Origin of the sequence: Citrobacter koseri ATCC BAA-895 (assembly GCF_000018045.1) — a bacterium.
GTDB lineage: Bacteria > Pseudomonadota > Gammaproteobacteria > Enterobacterales > Enterobacteriaceae > Citrobacter_B > Citrobacter_B koseri.
Genome location: NC_009792.1, coordinates 1,913,999 through 1,934,109, shown reverse-complemented (window position 1 = coordinate 1,934,109; position 20,111 = coordinate 1,913,999). Strand labels below are relative to the sequence as shown.

General features: G+C 54.2%; 20 protein-coding genes. 14 read left to right on the top strand and 6 right to left on the bottom strand.

The annotated features are described in order from the left end of the window. Positions 1 to 9 precede the first annotated feature (9 nt). The 6 genes from pgtB to CKO_RS08830 all read left to right on the top strand — a co-directional run bounded on the left by pgtB (position 10) and on the right by CKO_RS08830 (position 7,890). A complete protein-coding gene (gene pgtB, locus CKO_RS08860) occupies positions 10 to 2,004 on the top strand; it encodes a two-component system sensor histidine kinase PgtB (RefSeq protein WP_373886590.1) in 1,995 nt (664 codons plus the stop codon). Next, positions 1,994 to 3,241, top strand: a complete 1,248-nt coding sequence (gene pgtA / locus CKO_RS08855; RefSeq protein WP_012132946.1) for a two-component system response regulator PgtA — start codon at positions 1,994 to 1,996, stop codon at positions 3,239 to 3,241. Before pgtB ends, pgtA begins: the two co-directional genes overlap by 11 nt. Before the next feature lie 125 nt (positions 3,242 to 3,366). Then, positions 3,367 to 3,807, top strand: coding sequence for a DUF2946 domain-containing protein (locus tag CKO_RS22420; RefSeq protein ID WP_071818863.1), 441 nt, complete (start codon positions 3,367 to 3,369; stop codon positions 3,805 to 3,807). Positions 3,808 to 3,892: 85 nt separating this feature from the next. After that, positions 3,893 to 5,947 (top strand): TonB-dependent copper receptor, encoded by a 2,055-nt coding sequence (locus CKO_RS08840; protein WP_012132943.1) that lies wholly within the window; start codon positions 3,893 to 3,895, stop codon positions 5,945 to 5,947. Positions 5,948 to 6,111: 164 nt separating this feature from the next. Then, positions 6,112 to 6,690 (top strand): PhoP regulatory network YrbL family protein, encoded by a 579-nt coding sequence (locus CKO_RS08835; protein ID WP_012132942.1) that lies wholly within the window; start codon positions 6,112 to 6,114, stop codon positions 6,688 to 6,690. 93 nt (positions 6,691 to 6,783) lie between these two features. Continuing rightward, a complete protein-coding gene (locus CKO_RS08830) occupies positions 6,784 to 7,890 on the top strand; it encodes an acyltransferase family protein (RefSeq protein ID WP_012132941.1) in 1,107 nt (368 codons plus the stop codon). A gap of 55 nt (positions 7,891 to 7,945) precedes the next feature. Here the strand turns inward: CKO_RS08830 and CKO_RS08825 are convergent, their stop codons facing one another. The 3 genes from CKO_RS08825 to CKO_RS08815 are packed head-to-tail and all read right to left on the bottom strand — an operon-like array spanning position 7,946 to position 10,655. Further along, positions 7,946 to 8,812 (bottom strand): ABC transporter permease, encoded by an 867-nt coding sequence (locus CKO_RS08825; protein ID WP_012132940.1) that lies wholly within the window; start codon positions 8,810 to 8,812, stop codon positions 7,946 to 7,948. Then, positions 8,784 to 9,626 carry an ABC transporter ATP-binding protein gene (locus CKO_RS08820; protein WP_012132939.1) on the bottom strand — a complete coding sequence of 281 codons (843 nt, stop codon included), beginning with the start codon at positions 9,624 to 9,626 and terminating at the stop codon, positions 8,784 to 8,786. Before CKO_RS08820 ends, CKO_RS08825 begins: the two co-directional genes overlap by 29 nt. 21 nt (positions 9,627 to 9,647) lie before the next feature. Then, on the bottom strand, positions 9,648 to 10,655 hold the full coding sequence (locus CKO_RS08815) for an ABC transporter substrate-binding protein (RefSeq protein WP_012132938.1): 1,008 nt from the start codon (positions 10,653 to 10,655) through the stop codon (positions 9,648 to 9,650). Positions 10,656 to 10,897: 242 nt separating this feature from the next. Between CKO_RS08815 and CKO_RS08810 the strand changes: the two genes are divergently transcribed. The 6 genes from CKO_RS08810 (at position 10,898) to CKO_RS08785 (ending at position 16,482) form a co-directional block, all read left to right on the top strand. Then, on the top strand, positions 10,898 to 11,920 hold the full coding sequence (locus CKO_RS08810; RefSeq protein WP_024130460.1) for a malate/lactate/ureidoglycolate dehydrogenase: 1,023 nt from the start codon (positions 10,898 to 10,900) through the stop codon (positions 11,918 to 11,920). A gap of 253 nt (positions 11,921 to 12,173) precedes the next feature. Continuing rightward, entirely contained in the window at positions 12,174 to 13,187 is a 1,014-nt protein-coding gene (gene cuyA / locus CKO_RS08805; protein WP_012132934.1) for a D-cysteate sulfo-lyase, read from the top strand. Next, on the top strand, positions 13,184 to 13,903 hold the full coding sequence (cuyB, locus tag CKO_RS08800; RefSeq protein WP_012132933.1) for a cysteate racemase: 720 nt from the start codon (positions 13,184 to 13,186) through the stop codon (positions 13,901 to 13,903). Before cuyA ends, cuyB begins: the two co-directional genes overlap by 4 nt. 28 nt (positions 13,904 to 13,931) lie before the next feature. Beyond that, on the top strand, positions 13,932 to 14,939 hold the full coding sequence (locus CKO_RS08795; protein WP_012132932.1) for a taurine ABC transporter substrate-binding protein: 1,008 nt from the start codon (positions 13,932 to 13,934) through the stop codon (positions 14,937 to 14,939). After that, positions 14,936 to 15,706, top strand: coding sequence for an ABC transporter permease (locus CKO_RS08790; RefSeq protein ID WP_012132931.1), 771 nt, complete (start codon positions 14,936 to 14,938; stop codon positions 15,704 to 15,706). The genes CKO_RS08795 and CKO_RS08790 overlap by 4 nt, the downstream gene beginning before the upstream one ends. Next, positions 15,706 to 16,482 carry an ABC transporter ATP-binding protein gene (locus CKO_RS08785; protein WP_012132930.1) on the top strand — a complete coding sequence of 259 codons (777 nt, stop codon included), beginning with the start codon at positions 15,706 to 15,708 and terminating at the stop codon, positions 16,480 to 16,482. Before CKO_RS08790 ends, CKO_RS08785 begins: the two co-directional genes overlap by 1 nt. Before the next feature lie 33 nt (positions 16,483 to 16,515). Here CKO_RS08785 and CKO_RS08780 read toward each other — a convergent pair whose 3' ends face one another. Further along, the gene (locus tag CKO_RS08780) at positions 16,516 to 17,622 is read right to left on the bottom strand and encodes a 4Fe-4S binding protein (protein WP_012132929.1); all 1,107 of its coding nucleotides are present in this window, start codon (positions 17,620 to 17,622) and stop codon (positions 16,516 to 16,518) included. 228 nt (positions 17,623 to 17,850) lie between these two features. Here CKO_RS08780 and CKO_RS08775 point away from each other — a divergent pair, with 228 nt between their 5' ends. Then, positions 17,851 to 18,156: a type II toxin-antitoxin system RelE/ParE family toxin gene (locus tag CKO_RS08775; protein WP_012132927.1), complete on the top strand. Its 306-nt coding sequence runs from the start codon at positions 17,851 to 17,853 to the stop codon at positions 18,154 to 18,156. Between the two features lie 87 nt (positions 18,157 to 18,243). Beyond that, positions 18,244 to 18,585, top strand: a complete 342-nt coding sequence (locus tag CKO_RS08770; protein WP_012132926.1) for a HigA family addiction module antitoxin — start codon at positions 18,244 to 18,246, stop codon at positions 18,583 to 18,585. Between the two features lie 139 nt (positions 18,586 to 18,724). On the opposite strand, the gene cbpM is transcribed toward CKO_RS08770, so the two are convergent. Continuing rightward, positions 18,725 to 19,030 (bottom strand): chaperone modulator CbpM, encoded by a 306-nt coding sequence (gene cbpM / locus CKO_RS08765; protein WP_012132924.1) that lies wholly within the window; start codon positions 19,028 to 19,030, stop codon positions 18,725 to 18,727. Further along, the gene (gene cbpA / locus CKO_RS08760; RefSeq protein WP_012132923.1) at positions 19,030 to 19,950 is read right to left on the bottom strand and encodes a curved DNA-binding protein; all 921 of its coding nucleotides are present in this window, start codon (positions 19,948 to 19,950) and stop codon (positions 19,030 to 19,032) included. Before cbpA ends, cbpM begins: the two co-directional genes overlap by 1 nt. Positions 19,951 to 20,111 lie beyond the last annotated feature (161 nt).

Below are 20,111 nucleotides of genomic sequence, written 5' to 3'. Positions count from 1 at the left end.
GGCGGGTCAATGCTGCAACGTCTGCGGCAAATCAGCATCAGCAGCAGTTTACGGGGCGCTTTCCTGATGGGGGCGCTGCTGACGCTGATAGTCAGCAGCGTCAGCCTCTATTCATGGCATGAGCAAAGCTCGCAAATACGCTATTCGCTGGATGAATATTTTCCCCGCATCCATTCTGCTTTTCTGATTGAAGGGAATCTCAATCTGGTGGTGGATCAATTGAATGAGTTTTTGCTGGCGCCCAACACTACGGTGCGCCTGCAACTGCGCAACCAGATTATTCAGCATCTGGATAAAATCGAGCGGCTGAGCCAGGGGCTGTCACCCGCAGAACGCCAGCAGCTGGCGGTGATTTTGCAGGACAGCCGCGCGCTGCTGGCGGAACTGGATCGCGTGCTCTACAACATGTTTCTGGTACGTGAAAAGGTGGGGGAACTGTCTGCGCGTATTGACTGGCTGCACGATGATTTCACCACCGAACTGAATTCTCTGGTGCAGGATTTCACCTGGCAACAGGGAACGCTGCTGGATCAGATTGAAGCCCGGCAAGGCGATGCGGCGCAGTATCTGAAACGCTCCCGTGAAGTACAGAACGAGCAGCAGCAGGTCTATACGCTGGCGCGCATCGAGAATCAAATTGTTGACGACCTGCGCGACAGGCTCAATGAACTGAAGTCTGGAAATGATGATGGCATGCTGGTTGAGACGCATATCCGCTATCTCGAAAACCTGAAAAAAACGGCGGATGAAAATATTCGTGCGCTGAATGACTGGCCGAGCACGATCACCCTGCGACAAACCATTGATGAGCTGCTGGAAATCGGCATGGTGAAAAATAAAATGCCGGACACCATGCGCGACTATGTCGCCGCGCAAAAAGCGTTAGTGGATGCCAGCCGCGCCAGAGAAGCGACGCTGGGGCGCTTCAGGACGCTGCTTGAGGCCCAGCTTGGCAGCAGTCACCAGCAAATGCAGATGTTTAATCAGCGTATGGAGCAGATTGTCCGCGTTAGCGGCGGGTTGATTCTGGTGGCGACGCTGCTGGCGCTGTTGCTGGCGTGGGTGTTGAACCATTATTTTATCCGTTCGCGGCTGGTGAAACGCTTTACCGCGCTGAATCAGGCGGTGGTGCAGATTGGTTTAGGGCGGACGGATGCCACGATTCCGGTGTATGGGCGGGATGAGCTGGGGCGGATTGCGGGTTTGCTTCGCCACACGCTGGGTCAGCTTAACGCGCAAAAACAGCAACTTGAGCAGGAGATCGCCGAGCGAAAAGCGATTGAGGCCGATCTGCGCGCCACCCAGGACGAGCTGATCCAGACGGCAAAACTGGCGGTGGTCGGGCAGACGATGACCACGCTGGCGCATGAGATCAACCAGCCGCTGAATGCGCTGTCGATGTATCTGTTTACGGCGGGGCGGGCGATTGAACAGGGGCAGACAGAACAGGCGCGAACGACGTTAAGCAAAGCGGAAGGGCTGATTAACCGCATTGACGCGATTATCCGCTCGCTGCGTCAGTTTACCCGTCGCGCTGAACTGGAAACGCCGCTGCATCCGGTTGATTTGCGTCAGACGTTTACGGCGGCGTGGGAACTGCTGGCGATGCGCCACAAGCCTCAGCAGGGGGCGCTCGCGATACCGGATGAAACCGTTTGGGTCAGCGGTGATGAAGTACGCATCCAGCAGGTGCTGGTGAACGTGCTGGCGAATGCGCTCGACGCCTGCCCGAACGCGGCGGCAATTACGGTGAGCTGGCAAATTCAGGGCGACACGCTGTGCGTGTTGATTGCCGACAATGGCCCCGGCTGGCCTGCGGCCTTGCTACCCTCATTACTGAAGCCGTTTACGACCAGTAAAGATGTGGGGCTGGGCATTGGGCTTTCGATTTGTGTTTCGCTGATGACGCAAATGGAAGGCGCGTTGCGCCTGGCGTCCACGTTGACGCGAAATGCCTGCGTGGTGCTGCAATTCAATGTGACGGATGTAAAAGATGTTGAGTAATGAATGTTCGATTCTGCTGATTGATGATGATGCCGATGTGCTTGATGCCTATACACAGCTGCTTGAGCAGGCGGGCTATCGCGTCTGTGTCTGCAATAATCCCTTTGATGCGCGGGAGTGGGTGCAGAAGGACTGGCCCGGTATCGTATTGAGTGATGTCTGCATGCCTGGCTGCTCCGGTATCGATTTGATGACGCTGTTTCATCAGGATGACGAGCAACTGCCGATTCTGCTTATCACCGGACATGGCGACGTGCCTATGGCGGTGGATGCGGTGAAAAAAGGGGCCTGGGATTTCCTGCAAAAGCCGGTAGACCCGGGCAAGTTACTCTCGCTGGTTGAGGCGGCGTTACGCCATAGGCAATCGGTGATAGCGCGTCGCCAGTACTGCCAGCAGAAATTGCAGGTTGAGCTAATTGGGCGCAGCCAATGGACGCATCAGTATCGTCAGCGCTTACAGCAACTGGCAGAAACGGATATTGCGGTCTGGCTTTACGGCGAACCGGGAACCGGCCGCATGACCGGCGCGCGCTATTTGCACCAACTGGGGCGTAACGCCGGGGGCCCTTTTATTTACTGCGAACTGACCCCTGACAGTGCCCAAAAACTTAATGAGCTTATCGCGCAGGTTCAGGGCGGGACGCTGGTATTAAGTCACCCGGAGAATCTGACCCGCGAACAGCAGCATCAACTGGTGCAGTTGCAGAGTCTGGAGCGGCGGCCTTTTCGCCTGATCGGTATCGGCAACGCTTCGCTGGTGGAACTGGCGGCCAGCAACCAGATTGTAGCGGAGCTTTATTACTGTTTCGCTATGACGCAAATCGCCTGTCAGCCCCTGTCACAGCGACCTGATGATATCGGGCCGTTGTTCCATCACTATTTGCAGAAAGCCTGTCAGCGGCTGAATCATCCGGTGCCGGAGGTGGATAACGACCTGCTGAAGGGGATGATGCGCCGGGTGTGGCCGAACAACGTCCGTGAACTGGCGAACGCCGCCGAACTGTTTGCCGTGGGGGTATTGCCGCTCGCGGAAACGGCGAATCCACAGATGCACGTCGGTGAGCCGACGCCGCTTGACCAGCGGGTTGAAGACGTTGAACGGCAGATCATCACCGAAGCGCTGAATATCCATCAGGGGCGCATTAACGAAGTGGCAGAGTACCTGCAAATTCCCCGTAAAAAGCTCTATCTCAGAATGAAGAAATATGGCCTGAGTAAAGAGCACTATAAGTTTTAGCGCAAGTCAGGGAAGCGAGATGTGATGTGTGGGGCTATGAATCACCTGTTCCCCTGTAATTAGTTGTGATATTGCGAATGTAAATCAGTTACAATCTGACAAACACCTCAACTCCGGGTAACGTTTTGCACGGGCGAACGCGAATCAACCGAATAACAGCATGGCTGGCATTATTTGCCGTCGCCATGTTGTTTATTGCGCCCGTTATTTCAAAATCAATTGCCCGCCAGGACGACTGTGAGCACTCGTCGCACTCAATGGTGATGATGTCGTCAGGCTTGCACCATGACATGGCGGCTTCTGCGCCGTGTCAGACTTCTCTTTCGGTCGCTCACCAGATGATGTCCAGCAAAGCGATGTCGCCCGTGGAAGAGATCGTCTGCGGGTACTGCCAGTTGCTGGTACATCTGCCGTTTGTCCAGTTTGCGCTGGTGTTCTTGCTCTGGCTGTTGCTGCTGTTTGTTATCTGTTGTTCGGTACGGCCATTACACCTTTCCGTTATCTTCCGCCCGTGGGCGCCTCAGCGCGCTCGCGCGCCGCCTGCTGTATTTCCGTTTTCGTTTTAAACAATAAAAAAAACAGACATTGCGTAGCGTTTTGCCCTTTTGACGGGCAATGCGTCGTTGCGCCTGAAAAACAGTAAGGAATGTTATGAAACGGCAATACTTCGGGCTTACTCCTCTGGCCTCTCTGGTTCTGATCGCGCTGACCGCAAAGGCGGCGTGGGCAAGCGAACAGCACGATCATGCAAAAATGGCGGATGATTCGGTAATGATTGTGACCGCGCCGGTCGCTTCTCCGCTGGAAATCGTCACGTCGCCAAAAACGCCTCGTCAGCCCGTTCCCGCCAGCGATGGCTCTGATTATCTGAAAACGATCCCTGGGTTCTCGCAAATTCGCAATGGCGGGACAAACGGCGATCCGGTCTTTCGCGGGATGTTTGGCTCTCGTCTGCGAATTTTGACCGATAACGGCGAAATGCCGGGAGCCTGCCCGGCACGTATGGATGCGCCGAGTTCTTATATCTCCCCGGAAAGTTTTGATGTGCTGACCCTGATAAAGGGGCCGGAAACCGTGCTCTGGGGGCCGGGTAACTCTGCGGGAACCCTCCGCTTTGACCGGGAACAGCCGCGTTTTGATAAACCCGGTATTCAGGGAACGGCCAGCGTCCTTGCCGCCTCGAATAACCGCTGGGATGAAAATGCGGACATCAGTCTGGGAAGTGAGGACGGCTATTTGCGGCTTATCGGCAACAAATCCCGGGCGGGTGACTACAAAGATGGCAATGGCGACCGCGTGCCGTCGAAATGGGATAAATGGAACGGCGATATGGCGCTGGGCTGGACGCCAGACAAAGACACGCTGCTGGAAATGACGGCGGGTAAAGGCGACGGTGAAGCCCGCTATGCCGGGCGCAGTATGGACGGCTCCCGCTTCAGGCGTGAAAGCCTGGGGATGCGGTTTGAGAAATCCGGCATCGGCGAGGTATTTGATAAGTTAGAAGCGAATATCTACTACAACTATGCGAATCACGTTATGGATAACTATTCGCTGCGCGCTCCCGGCATGAATATGTCAGGAAGCATGGGTTCGGCGATGGGTTCGGCAATGGAACACGGTTCTGCCATGCATTCGATGAGTATGCCAATGGCAATGCAGCTGGATCGCCGTACCGTTGGCGGACGGATGATGGGAACGTGGTTGTGGTCAGACTATGAGTTACGCAGCGGCGTTGATACGCAACTGAGCACGCATCGCAGTAAAGACGATGACCGCTGGGACAAAGACGCCCGTTTTCACGACTATGGTTTATTCAGTGAATTGACCTGGCTTGCGACGGAGCAAAGCAAAGTGACAGGCGGCGCGCGTCTTGATCGCGTGCTGGTGGACAATTTCACTGACACCGGCTCCTCGCAGCGCACGGATCTACTACCGGCCGGGTTTGTGCGCGTTGAGCATAATCTGGCGGAGATGCCCGTGATGTTTTACGCGGGGATCGGCTATACCGAGCGTTTCCCCGACTACTGGGAGCTTTTTTCTCCCACTTATGGCCCTGGCGGGTCGGCAGATGTTTTCGATAACGTCAAAACGGAAAAGACGACTCAGCTTGATATTGGCGCGCAGTATACCGGTAAGCGTCTTAACGGCTGGGTTTCTGCCTATATTGGCCGGGTTAATGATTTTATTCTGTTCCGTTACGACCCTCATCATCCCCGTATAAGTCAGGTTGATAACGTCAATGCGACCATCATGGGGGGAGAAGCGGGCATCGGCTATCAATTGACCGAAACATGGAAAACCGATGCCAGCCTTGCTTATTCCTGGGGGCGAAATACCGACGACCATCAGCCATTGCCGCAGATACCGCCGCTTGAAGCGCGCCTGGGTCTGACATGGGAACGCGGCGACTGGAGCAGCACCGGTCTGCTGCGTCTGGTCAGCAGCCAGCATCGCGTCGCGATTAACGAAGGGAACGTCGTGGGTAAAGATTTTGATAGCAGCGCGGGGTTCGCCATCTTCTCCGCGAATGCGGCCTACCGGCTGAACAAGTCTGTGAAACTCAGCGCGGGCGTTGATAACCTGTTTGATAAAGCCTACAGCGAACATCTGAACCTTGCCGGTAACAGCAGCTTTGGTTACTCCGCGAATACGTCAGTGAATGAACCGGGAAGAACATTCTGGGGAAAAGTGAACGTGACGTTTTGATAGCCTTCCGGCGGACGTGAACCGTCCGCCGACTTCATGACTCATTGACCTGCCGTTTAGGTTATTAACATTAAACTGTCTCGGCTGTAACCAGGATATGACGTAACGCCATCTCTTCGTTTGCATGGGCCAGTCTGTTTTTTTCTTTTATGAGTCAACACTGTATGAAAAAGCTTACCTTGACCGAAAATGATTTACTGGCCAGAGGGAACGATCGTTACGTCTTTCAGCATCCGCACAATCATCAACTACTGATCAAAGTCGTCATCCCGAGCATTCCCAAATATAAAAGTAAGCTTCGTGAAGTCTATCGGGACGTCAAAGAGTGCAAGCCGCGCGACGAAACTGACTCGCTCTTCATCCAGAAAATTGAAGGGCTAGTGGAGACAGATAAAGGGATTGGGCAGGTTATCGTCAAAGAGCATGACCAACAGGGCAACATTGCCAGAACATTGTATGACCTTGCAAAGCACAACGAACTGGACGCGGAGAAATTCAGTAAGCTCAACGCTTTTTTAGCGTGGTTTATTCATACAGACGTCATTATCAACTCGCTGCATTGCAAAAATATTGTTTATGCCTGGGACGATGCTCGTCAGGAGTACCGCTTCAAAGTTATTGACGGCTTTGGAGATAAGACACTCTTTCAACTGAGCAAGTTCTGGAGCGTTATACGGGATAAAAACAAACTTAAGTGCCTCAGAAGGATGCTGAGGGATCTGCAAAGTATCACGCAAGCGTAATCTACACGTTATCCTTGAACAGGCCTGGTCATTTTCCCAGTATGCAACCGGACCTTTGTCATGTTGTCTGCTGGCTTGTTAACAAGAAAGAGTATGCAAACAACACGTAATTATTTTTTTGATATTCTCCGCATTCTGGCTGTACTGCTGGTTGTCACCTCGCATTACAGCTACATGTTCGATACCAGTACCGTGTTGACGTTCCCGCGCGAATACCTGACCGGAGGAATAGGGCGGCTGGGCGTCTCTTTCTTCTTCATGATATCCGGCGCGCTGGCTTACCTGTCGCTGCGTAAATACTCTGTGCAGGAGTATTACCTGAAACGCGTCTATTCGATCCTGCTTCCCTACAACATCGCTTATTTCTCAATGGCGATCCTGTTCCTCATCCTGAGCGTGTTTTTCCTCTATCCCGGCAATCCGCTGGCTGACGTGCTCGCCGGGAAGCGTGCATTTCACTCGCTGCTGCCTTCCGTTCTCGGGTTTGACCATTATCTGCACGGTGTCTACGACATCAATACCGCGTACTTCACCGGAGAGTGGTTTATTGGCTGTATTATCCTGCTGTACGCCGTTTCTCCGGTGATTTACTGGGCCATTGTCCGTTTTCCTGTCTGTACGATGCTGGCGGCGGTCGTCGTTACGCTACTGGCATATGATAAAAGCATCGTGAACCCTTACTGGTCAGCACAGGTTCGGGTAAGTGATTTTACCTTCGGGATGCTGTTCATACACTTTCAGCCGTGGTTCACGCGCTACCGTCTTCAGGCGGCGTCAGTCAGCCTGCTGCTGGTGGTGACCGGGGTGATTGTGGCGCATATTGATCAGCTACCGGTTCGGGAAGTGCTGTTTCCTCTGAAACCCTCAAGCCTGTTGTTTGCTGCGGCATTCCTCTTCATTCTGCTGGCGGGATACCCGCTGATTCATCCCCTGTTTAATCTGGATCGCTTCCGGCAGGGGTTATCCAGCCTGGCGTCGCGGGCCTACATTATTATGCTGTTGCAGCATGTGGTGGTGATATTTGTCAGCGCCAATATCGATATGTCGGTACTGAATGCGACCCAGGCGGTGATGCTGTATTTTGGGATTCTGATTTGCATCGAAAGGCTGTCGTCTTTCATGAAACCGCTATCGGTAAAGTGTGAGCAGGTCTTGATCGCCAGAACGCCGTGGCTACGTGAAAAGCAAAAAGGGAACTAAGACCATTTCGCGCTAAGCCGGACAACGTCCGGCTGCAAAGAACGCGGGGGAGGGGTTAACGCTGCATCCCCCAGCGTTTCACCGTGATCTTTTCCAGACTGGCGAATACTACGCCTTCCACCAGCAGGCCAATCGCGATTACCGTTAACAGTCCTGCAAATACCCGGTCGGTGAACAGCTCATTGCGATTCTGGAAGATATACCAGCCCAGGCCTCCTTCGCCGCTGGACGCGCCAAATACCAGTTCGGCGGCAATCAACGTGCGCCAGGCGAACGCCCAGCCGATCTTGAGCCCGGACAGGATAGCGGGCAACGATGCCGGAATAAGAATCGTGATCACATAGCGTGGCCCGCTGAGGCCGTAGTTGCGCCCCGCCATGCGTAGCGTTTCCGGTACGCTGCTAAAGCCGGACCAGGTATTCAGCGCGATTGGCCACATCACTGAATGTATCAGCACAAATATCAGGCTGGCATTCCCCAGACCAAACCACAGCAAAGCCAGCGGCAGCAGTGCAATTGCCGGCAGCGGATTTAGCATCGCGGTTAATGTGCTGAGCAGATCGCGGCCAAACTGGGTGGTCACGGCCAGCGCGCTGGCAATCAGCGCCAGCGCACTGCCTGCCAGATACCCTTTCAACAGGGTACTGAGTGAGTTGACGATTTTTTCCGGCAGTTCGCCATTGCGCATGTCTTCGCTAAACGCCTGCAACGTCTGAAGTACTCCGGGCAACATCAGATCGTTTTGCTGGATGCGCGCGGCGATCTCCCATAGCGCCAGCACCAGGGCGACAATCAGACACTTGCGCAACCACGTCTGATTCCACAGGCGCTGGTTTAAAGGCAGCGGCGTTTCTACCGGCAGATTGCGCAGCGGCGGTAATTCGCGTTCGAATTCAGGACGAATGTACGGTGGCTGGGACATACTCTGGCTCCTCGCCGGATGAGTGAGACGGACTGTTCCCGATTGTCGGGAATAACAGATGGTGAATATGACGCGCAGCGTGCTGAAACGCCTCGCTGCCGAAATCATTAAGCGTGAACTGATGACAGTTAAGCTCCGCCCTGACGCGCCCTGGATGCGGCGAAAGCACCAGGATACGGCTGCCCACCACCAGAGCTTCTTCAATCGAATGGGTGACGAACAGCAGGGTAAAGCGCTCTTCTTCCCAGAGCGCAAGCAGTTCTTCCTGCATTGTGCGTCGGGTCAGCGCATCCAGCGCGGCAAAGGGCTCGTCCATCAGCAGGATGCGTGGTTTCATCGCCAGCGCCCGCGCAATGGCGACGCGCTGCTTCATCCCGCCGGAGAGCATATGGGGCATGGCGTCGGCAAATTCTGCCAGCCCGACTTTGTGGAGGAAATGCAGCGCCGTCTCTTTTGCTTGTGAACGACTGGCTTTCCGGCTGGCCAGCAGAGGAAACATGACGTTTTCCAGCACGGTTTTCCACGGCGGCAGTTGGTCAAACTCCTGGAATACCATCATGCGTTCCGGGCCGGGAGCGCTAACCGGCGTTCCCGAAAGTGAAATGTGGCCGCTGCGCGGGGCGAGAAAACCGCCTGTGGCTTTCAACAGGCTTGATTTCCCGCAGCCTGACGGCCCAAGCAAAATAAAGCGGTCGCCAGGCCAGACATCAAAACTGACATCATGCGTCGCGCGCACTTGCCGTTCACGGGTACGGTATTCAATATCAACATTGCTGACCTGTAGCAGCGGGCCGTCGATTTGCTGAGTGACCATCAGAGCCTCCGGTGTCGCGGTTTAACTGCCTGGGTTTTCCCATGCTTCGTTAAAGAAATAGTCTTTCCAGGAGTCGGCCTTATTTTTCAGTACGCCAAGCTCATGGAGTTTTTCGGCATATACGCCAGTACGCTCAGGGAAAACCGTAAAGCTGATTTCTGGATCGTTAACAATTTTTTGTACCAGCGGTAAGGGCAGCCGTGATTTCTCGACGCGAATATACGTTTCGGCAGCCGCATTTTTGTCACGGTTAATGATATTTGCGGCTTCACTGAGGGCGCGATAAAACGCTTTATAGGTTTTTGGATTTTCATCATGGAATTTCTGGGTGGTATAGAGAACATTAAATGTCGCCTGCCCACCCAGCACATCATAGGAACTGAGCACTTTATGCACGTTGCTGTGCTCCAGCGCCTGATACTGAAACGGCGGGCTGGAAAAATGCGTGGTAATTTCCGAGCCACCAGCAATTAAGGCCGCGCTGGCGTCCGGGTGCGGTAAACTGACGCTAATCTTATCGAAGCGTTTGAAGTCCTGGTCGCCATATAATTTCGCCGTCTCGATTTGTAATGTACGAGACTGAAAACCGACCCCAGCCGCCGGAACGGCAATACGGTCTTTTTCGGTCAGATCTTTAATGCTTTTTACCGCCGGGTTATTACTCAATAAATAATTGGGCATCGATCCCAGCGAGGCTATCGCTTTCACATTTTGCTTACCTTTGGTGCGATCCCATAGGGTGAGTACCGGGGGAACTCCTGCTGACGCAACGTCCAGAGCGCCAGAGAGCAACGCTTCATTCATCCCGGTTGCGCCTGAAATCGTGCGCCACTCTACCTTGATATCCAGCCCCTCTTTTTGCCCCTCTTTTTCGATAAGCTGCTGGTCTCGCACCACATCAAGAATTAAATAACCGATGCCAAATTGCTGCGCGATACTAATGTTCCCTTCCGCAAATGCCGACTGGCTGACTCCGCCAAGGGCGGAAAACGCCAGCGTCCAGGCAAATACCCTGTTTCTTTTATTCATATCTGTTCCCCAGAAAGGTGTTTCTCAGCAAAAAATCATGGGCAGAGGCGAGAGGGAAAGGAAATGATTTAAATGGCAATGAATATCAGGAAAATGAATAACGATATTCATGGCGTGTTAGTTAATAAGCGGAAAAGCTTAGTCATTATTCATGGTTATGTAACAAATACATCCTCGCTATAGTCGGACTCACCTCTTTAATAGCCCTTACCATTGCAGGGGCAATGTCCGTGAGTAGAATCATGCCATTATTTTCACATCATCACTTACGTTCGCTTTTACAACGCTATCTGGTACGGGTGGGTACGGGATCTGGTATCGCGCAAAAAGTAGCGGATAACCTGGTCGAATCCTCATTAAAAGGCCACGACTCGCATGGCGTGACCCTGTTGCCTCGCTATATTCGGGCCATTCTGGCGGGAGATTTGAACCCTGGCGCCACGCTGACCACCTTGTCTGATGCCGGGCCGATTGTCTCTTTTGATGGGGGACATGGCTTCGGCCAGGCGTTGGGCGAACAGGCCATGAGCGTGGGTATTGAGCGTGTGCGCCAGTTTGGGGTGGCAATAATTGGCTTGTCTAATACCCACCATCTCGGGCGGATCGGCGCATGGGCTGAGCAGGTGGCGAGCGCCGGGCTGGTCTCGATCCATTTTGCTAACGTGGCGGCGCCGTCGGCCGTGTTGCCGTTCGATGGGCTGCGCGCCAGGCTTGGTACAAACCCCTTTTGCGTGGGCGTACCGCTACAGAACCGTCCTCCGGTTATCCTTGATTTCGCGACCAGCGCCATTGCGGGCAATAAAGCGCGCATCGCCTGGAATGAAGGGCGCGCCATCCCGGCAGGATGCGCGGTCGATGTGAACGGGCAACCCACGACCGACCCTGCCGTATTAATGACTGAGCCGCTCGGCGCTTTGCTGCCTTTTGGCGGCCATAAAGGCGCGGGATTGTCGCTAATATGTAGCTTACTCGGCGCTGCGCTGACCGGCGGCGAGACCGAAAGCCAGCAGATTCCGCCGCGTGCCGGAATCATCAACAATATGCTGTCGATTCTATTTGACCCCGCGCGGTTGGGTGCGGAGGAACGTTACTCACAGGCGCTGTTAGCGCAGGTTGACTGGGTTTGTAACGGGCAGGAAGGGCACGATGTGCAGCTCCCCGGAGAACCGGAATTGCGCGCGTATGCCCGGCGCCAGGAAGAGGGCATCTGGATTGATGACGTCAACTGGCAGGCGTTTGTCGCCCTGGAAGCATTAAATACCTGAGCGTGCCTGCGCACCAAAAGACATATTTGGTTATTTGTTTAAACGGATCGGCAGGATGGTCAGTTAATGAATGCTGGCGAATAAATAACGCGATCGTTTTTTGTTTTATCTTTTTTCCTCATATCCATAGCTGAAAAACTTGGTAAGCCGCGAGTGAGAAAATCAATATAGTCATTCTTATATTCCATGAACCTTTCTTACTCTCGCTGCCGAATTTTAATGTGCGGCGTCGTTATTCTTTACAGGAGTTATTATGCATCTGGCGCGTTTTCCCCGGCTTCATTTTGGCCATTTCCCGACTCCACTGGAGCCCCTCACTCAACTTTCACGCTTGCTGGGGGGGCCAAATATCTGGATAAAACGAGACGATTGCACCGGCCTTGCCACTGGCGGCAATAAAACCCGCAAACTTGAGTTTTTGCTTGGCGACGCCCAGGCGAAACAGGCGGATATTATCATTACCCAGGGCGCCACGCAGTCTAACCATGTGCGTCAGACCGTCGCGGCGGCGGCCAGACTGGGTCTGGAAGCGCATATTTTTCTCGAACAACGCGTCACGACGCTGGGTGATGAGTATCAGCAATCCGGCAATGTGCTGCTGGACGGTTTGCTCGGCGGCAAAATTATTGCCCATTTGCCCGGCGGTACGGATATGCAGCAGGCAATGGAGCACCATGCGGAAAGCCTGCGTGCGCAGGGCCATACCCCTTATGTCATCCCCGGTGGCGGTTCGAACGCAATCGGGGCGCTGGGTTACGTATCCTGCGCGGAAGAGTTGCTTTGGCAGTCCAGCCAGTTACGGCTGCGTATCGATCATATCGTCCATGCCACCGGCAGCGCAGGCACGCAGGCTGGCCTGATTGCGGGTTTAACCGCCACGCACAGCGGCATTCCTCTCCTCGGGATTAGCGTACGCGCCCCGCGCGATAAACAGGAACACAACGTCTGGCGTCTGGCGCAGCAGACCCGGGAACTGCTCGGCGTGCCGGGTGAATTGCCGCGTGAGGCGGTGGTCGCCAACAGTGATTATGTGGGCGAAGGCTATGGTCTGCCCACCGAGGGGATGCTTGAAGCGCTGCAACTGCTGGCGCAGCACGAGGGGATTCTGCTCGACCCTGTCTATTCCGGTAAAGGCATGGCCGGATTGATTGATCTGATCCGTCAAGGCCATTTCCGCAAGGATGAGAATGTGGTGTTTATCCATACGGGAGGAAGCGCAGGTCTGTTTGGCTATCGTCAGGTCATCGCAGATTCTTTGTCATCATGAGCACGCCTTTTCTGCTGGGGATTCTTGGCGGCATGGGGCCGCTGGCGACGCTTGATTTGATGCATAAATTGCTGCGCGCAACGCCCGCCAGCAGCGATCAACAGCAAATCCCCCATGTGGTGTGGAATGTGCCGCAAATTGCGGATCGCCAACAGGCGCTGGCGGGAACGGGGCCTTCGCCGTTGCCGCAGCTCTTGCTCGGTGTGGAACAGCTGAACCGTGCGGGCGCCAGCCACATTGTGATCGCCTGTAATACGGCGCACCACTGGTATGAGGCGCTGGCGCAGCACAGCGACGCGCCGTTGCTGCATATTGTGGATGCCACGCTGGCGGTATTTGAAGGGAAAGAGAAGCCCCGCCGGGTCGGGCTTATCGCTACGCAGGGCACGCTGGATGCCGGTTGGTTCCAGCACGGTTTCGCCTCTATGGGGATTGAAAGCGTGCAGCCGACGCCAGAGGAGCTGCGGCAGTGGTTTGTGCCGGGGTGCTATGCGGTAAAACGCGGCGAACTGCGTACCGGTGGTGAGCTGCTGAGTTTACAGGCTCAGGCATTGCGCGATCGCGGCGCAGAGAGGCTGGTGCTGGCCTGCACGGAAGTGCCAGTTGCGCTGGCGGAGGTGACATCCCCGCATTTAGCCGTGTCGATTGATCCCGCAGAAGCGCTGGCGCAACAGTGTGCCCGGTTATGGCTAACGCAGCGCGAAGCATGGCATTAATAACGTTATTATTTAAAGGATAAATTAAATGAAAAAAAGTCTCTGCGTATTACTTGCAGCGGGTGGCCTGTGGGTCAATACCAGCGTTGCCGAAACACCCGCAGAAGTCCGCGTGGCATACAGCGGCGGTTCTCAGGTGCTGATGCTGGCAAAAGCCGATGGTTCTCTGGATAACGCTTTACACAGCAAGGTCAAATGGGTGCAATTTGCGTCCGGTGCGGATGCGTTAAATTATTTTGCCAGTAACGCGATTGATATTGCCAATTTCGGCTCCAGCCCGGCAACGGCAGGCATTGTCAGAAAACTGCCGGTGGAGATTGTCGGCGTCTCCGGGGTGATTGCCAGCTACGAGCGTTTAATTGGTAAAGACGGCATTACCCGTATTAACGATATTGAAGGCAAACGCGTAGCCTATCCGCCAAACTCGACGGCGCAATATGCGCTTGAAGCCGCCATCAGCGTTAACCATCTCGATCGCAGCAAAATAACCTTATTGCCGCTGCGTCCGGCGGAAATGGTCGCGGCCTGGAAACGCGGCGATATCGACGCGGGCTATGTCTGGGCGCCGTTTGCTCAGGAACTTGAAGCCTCCGGCGGGCATCAGGTATTCGCGACCAAAGATCTGCAAAAGGACGGCTACCTGATTTACAACAACTACGTCGTGCGTAAAGCCTTTGCCGAACAGTATCCGCAAACCGTCAGCGCGTTCCTGCGCGTTCATCAGGAAAAAGTTGATGAGTTTAAGAAAGACCCGGAACGCGCGGCGGCGATTGTGGCGAAAGAGGTGGGCGCGCCGGTGACGACTGCCGTGAATACGTTGGGTGGGCTGGAATACCCAACCCTGACGCAGCAGGGTACGGCGGACTGGCTTGGCAATGGAACCCAGACGACTGACAGCGGTATTGGTAAAGCGCTGACCAAAACCTCTGACTTCCTGGCGGGGATTGGCGAGATCCGCAAACGTGATATCCCGGCGAACTGGGACAGCGCCATTAACTCCCGCTACATCCGTGACGCGGCGGTAGCAGCGCAATGAGATTGAGTTATCACATCGCCATCAGCGTCGTTTCGGTGGCTATTTTCTTTATCGTCTGGCAAGTGGCGACGATGCGGCAATGGGTGGACCCGCTGCTGCTGCCGTCGCTACAGGATATCGGTCTGACAACCGAAGAGCTGTTGGCTGATGGTTATCGTCAGGTGCCGTTGTGGGAGCATGTCGCAGTCAGCCTGGCCCGGGCCCTAAGCGCTTTTTCTGTGGCAATTCTCATCGGCATCCCCCTGGGGTTGCTGATGGGGTTGTCGGAAGGTCTGGCGGCGGTACTGAATCCGTTCGTGCAGTTTTTGCGCCCGCTACCCAAGATTGCGCTTATTCCGCTGGCGGTCGTCTGGCTGGGGATCGGTGAGGCGTCGAAGTTCTTTCTGATCTTCATCGCCACCTTCCTGAGCGTGGTCGTGGGGGCATCTGCTGCGGTCGATCGTATTGGTCGCTCGCGTATTCGTGTGGCGCAAACGCTCGGCGCGTCGCGCAAACAGATTTTTCTGCGCGTGGTGTTGCCGGATGCGCTGCCGGAACTGTTTACCACCGTCAGGCTGTCGATAGGGATCGGCTGGACATCGCTCATCGCGGCGGAAATGGTGGCGGCCAGTTCGGGTCTCGGCTGGATGGTGGTTAACGCCAGCTCGTATCTGCGAACCGATATCGTGATGCTGGGGATTCTGCTGCTCGGCGGTATCGGCTATTTACTGGATTTATTGCTGCTGGGGCTGCAACGCTTTTTTGTGCCCTGGGCGGGGAAAGAGTAATGAGTGCCATCACACTGGAAAACGTATCGCTCTCTTTTGCGGCAAAACCGCAGCCGTTCACGGTGCTGGACGATATCAGCCTGTCTCTGGAGAAAGGGGAGTTTGTTGTTCTGTTGGGGCCGTCCGGCTGCGGGAAGTCCACGATCCTGAATCTGGTCGCCGGATTCAACAAGCCGGATCGCGGGCGCGTAGCGGCAGGCGGAAAGACAGTGAAGCTGCCAGGGCCAGACCGGGGAATGATCTTCCAGCAGCCAAATTTGTTTCCCTGGCTGTCGGTTCTGGAAAACGTCACCTTTGGCCCACGGCTGGGGAAATACCACAAAGATGAGGTCAACGCCCAGGCGCTGGACTGGCTGACGCGGGTAGGGCTGAAAGGCTTTGAACATCATGCGCCCTGGCAACTCTCCGGCGGGATGAAACAGCGCGTGGCGCTGGCCCGCGCCTGGCTGCCGGAGCCGGAAGTGTTGCTACTCGATGAACCGTTCGGCGCGCTGGATGCGCAAACGCGTCTGATGATGCAGGAACTCCTGCGCGATGCCTGGCTTGCCACCGGCACCACGCTGCTGTTTGTGACTCACGACGTAGAAGAGGCGCTGTTTCTGGCCGATCGTATTCTGATTATGTCGGCGAAGCCTGGAAAAATTGTTGAGGAGGTCATCCTGCCTTTTGGCCGCGAACGCGATATCGAAACCCTGGCTGAACACCCGGCTTACAGTGGGATCAAACATCACGTACTGCACCGGGTGCGCCAGGAGGCGAAGCGCCATTTAGGATGAAAACACCGCCAGCGTAGGCGCGTTATTTCTTAACTAATGCCCAATCATCCTCGCCTGGGGAATTAAGCGGAAGTAAAGATGCTCCGGCACCGGGCTATCCCAGGCGCCGGCATACATCGCAATCGCGATAGCGGCAAAAAGTATCCCGAGTATCAATATTGTCATGGCGACGCCCGAGAGCGCGGCCTGTCGCCATAACGGTTTTATCGCCTCGCGTTTTCCTTCCGGCGCGCCAGAAGGCGTGCGTAGTGAAAAGTTGAGCGTTGAGGCAACCGGGCAGGACTCCACGCAGGTCATGCAGCCTGTGCATTCAACGGTTCTGACCTGAATCAGCGTGTCTACCGGGATACGGGAGGGACAATTTTGAGCGCACTTTCCACAATCAATACAGCTGTCGGCATTGCGGCGGATTTTAAAGGGAGAAAAAAACGAAAACAGACCAAGCAGAGCGCCGTAAGGGCACAGATAACGACACCAGAAATGACGAATAAATAAGCTGGCGACGGCGAAAAATATGACGCAGATAAGCGTGGTTGTTCCAATATTGCGGAAAAAATCGAGCATTTTAACGTCGATAATAATGCCATAAGCTGACATCAGGAACATCTGAATACCCTGTGCAGGCATGGATAACGCGATATAAAGAAAAAAGCTCAATAACAGATATTTCAGACCGCGCAGGGGAATATCCAGCCAGCGGGGCAGGGCAATCGCCGGGCCAAAGAGCGTTCCTCCGAGTTTACCGATCAGCTCTGACAACGCGCCAACAGGGCACAGCCATGAGCAAAAAGATTTTTTTAGCAGCAGGCTGATGACGATAAATGCAACCAGAAGCAGCATGGAGGCGGCGTGAACAGGAGGGAGCAGACCGGTTTCCCAGGTGTATCGGATGTTCATCAAACCGGCGACAGGAAGCCAGCCTTCAATACCACCGGGTCTGGGGACATAAACGCTGGCGGCGGCAGTTTCGTAATACCGGACCCAAAAATAGAATGTGATGCCAATATAAATATTGATCAGCAGGAGCAGAAATTGTGTCGCCCTGCGCCAGGTCGATGCATTTCGCCAGTCATTCCACGGCAATTTACCGCCGATGGTGCCTGGTCGACGCTGCCAGCGCGTTCTTTTCATCCCACCCATGATCTTTATTTCCCTGTGAACATGTATTCAGAATGCCACTATGCTACGGCGGTTCCCGGGGGCAGGATTTGATTTATATCGGATTAACGGCTTTTGCCACGGAATAATGACGATGGAGCAGTTTTGCGAGCGTCTGCTTTTGGAGTTGAGTTAAAATGGATGCACTTGTGCACAGTGCATATGTGCGTTACAATGTTCCTGTCCTGAGGAAACGGAAGGCAACCTGGAATGCCAAAGAAACTTGTCAGTATTGAAGACTTCCGTGACCAGTGGCTGGATGATTTTTTTATGTACTCTGCACCACATAAGAAAATTCCCCCGGATATACATTCAGCATTGGCCCGTAAGCTCGATATCATAAACGCGGCAGTTAGCTACAAGGATTTGAAGTCACCGCCGGGTAACAGATACGAAGAACTGGAAGGTAAATTGCAGGAATATTCTTCGATAAGAGTTAACAAGCAATATCGTTTGATATTCAAATGGGTGAACGGCAAGGCACAAGACCTCTACCTTGATCCACATGAGTATTAAACAAGCGTGAAACTATCGGCTTAGCCATTTGTACAAGGTTAAGCCGAGTCAGCGGCTTAATTGCCCTCAAAATGGATGGACTAACTCATGAACCAGGCAACCAGAAAACCCACGACAGTTGGTGATATCCTTCTGTATGAATACCTGGAACCGCTTGACCTCAAAATTAATGATCTCGCGGAAATGTTGCAGGTGCATCGTAATACCGCCAGCGCATTGGTTAACAACAATCGTAAACTCACGACTGACATGGCTTTTCGCCTGTCTAAAGTTTTCGATACCTCTGTAGAGTTCTGGATGAACCTGCAAACTGCTGTAGATGTATGGGAAACTGAAAACAATGCCCGCCTTCAGGTAGAGATGAGCAGGGTGATTACGGCGAGCGATTTTCTTGCGGAACGTCAGAAACAAGAAAAGAAAGTCGCGTGACCAGCCGAAAGAATGGAAAAGGCTGCAAGGTTTAACCGTTGCGGCCAGCAGCTTCCCTGTGACGTTAATGTGAGTTTTTTACCGTATCGCGGTGATAAAAATAAGGGGGTGGGCAGTGTGCCAACCCCCGTTTATTATTTTATGGGTGTTTGATAAAGCGGGAAAGACGCTGTATCAGCAAGCGGTTTTCCTGGCGTAGCCGGTCATTTTCTTCCAGCAAGGTCAGCGTCATTGCGATGCCCGGCCAGTCCAGCGCCAGCTCCTGGCGCAAGCGTAAAGCACGCTGCACGACGATCGCCGCATGATCGTCAAATAACCAGGATGCGGTTTCGTTCTCGCAGGGCTCGATCACCCCAAGCCCGACAATTTCGTTAAGCTCTTCCTCCGAAACCCCGGTATGCAGGCAAAATTCGGTAATTGTAAAGGTGACGGTTACGTTAACCATTATGCTTTCCCCCACTCTTTGCGTGGATCAAAGGAGGACTGCGCGTCCGCCAGTTGCTGCCACAGGGCTGTGGCACTGTCGTCGGGTTTCGGCGGCATCACGATTTTGATCACAGCGTACAGATCGCCCGTGTGTTTTTTGCTGACCAGGCCTTTGCCTCTGATGCGCAGGCGCTGTCCGGCCTGACTGCCTGGCGGGATGGTCAGCAGAATCTTCTCTTTTAGCGTTGGTACGGCGACCTTCGCGCCCAGCGCGGCCTCCCATGGGGCGAGAGGAACCACAATCTCCAGATCCTGATTGACGATATCAAACAGAGGATGTGGCGCGATATGAATCACTAACCACAGATCGCCATTCGGCCCGCCGTTTTCCCCCGGCGTTCCCTGGCCTTTCAGACGAATGCGCTGGCCGTTGCCAACGCCTGCGGGAATCTTCACATTCAGCGTTTTAGGGATCTCACGCTCCACAAGACCGAACGCGTTATACACCGGCAAGTTATAGCTGATCGTCCGGCTGTGTTCGGCAAGGGTTTCCTCCAGGAATACCGCCACTTCAATCTCAATATCGTGGCCGCGCGTCGCCTGACGCTGGCGGGATTGTTGGCCGTGTTGCCCAAAGATGGACGAGAAAATGTCGTCAAAATCTTCGGCGTTATAACTCTGGCCTTCGCCCTGCTGGAACTGTCGGTTGAACTGCGGATCGTTGCGATGTTGCCACAACTGGTCGTATTCGGCGCGGCGCTGTTCATCACTCAGCACTTCCCATGCTTCCGCCACTTCTTTAAAGCGGGCTTCGGCATCAGGCTCTTTGCTGACATCAGGATGGTATTTGCGGGCCAGTCGGCGGTAGGCGGTCTTGATAGTCTTGAGATCGTCCGTCGGTTTCACGCCCATAATGGCGTAATAATCCTTTAATTCCATAGCGTTATCTCGCGTAAATCAATACATACGGCAGGGAATCCCCGGAAAAGTCATCGTTGTTAAGTGTAGGGTAAACCCGAAAGATGCGTATGAAAACAGCAAAATCATTATTAAAACTAATGCGTTTCGCCTGTAATGAGCGGGGCGACGCCGACATAACT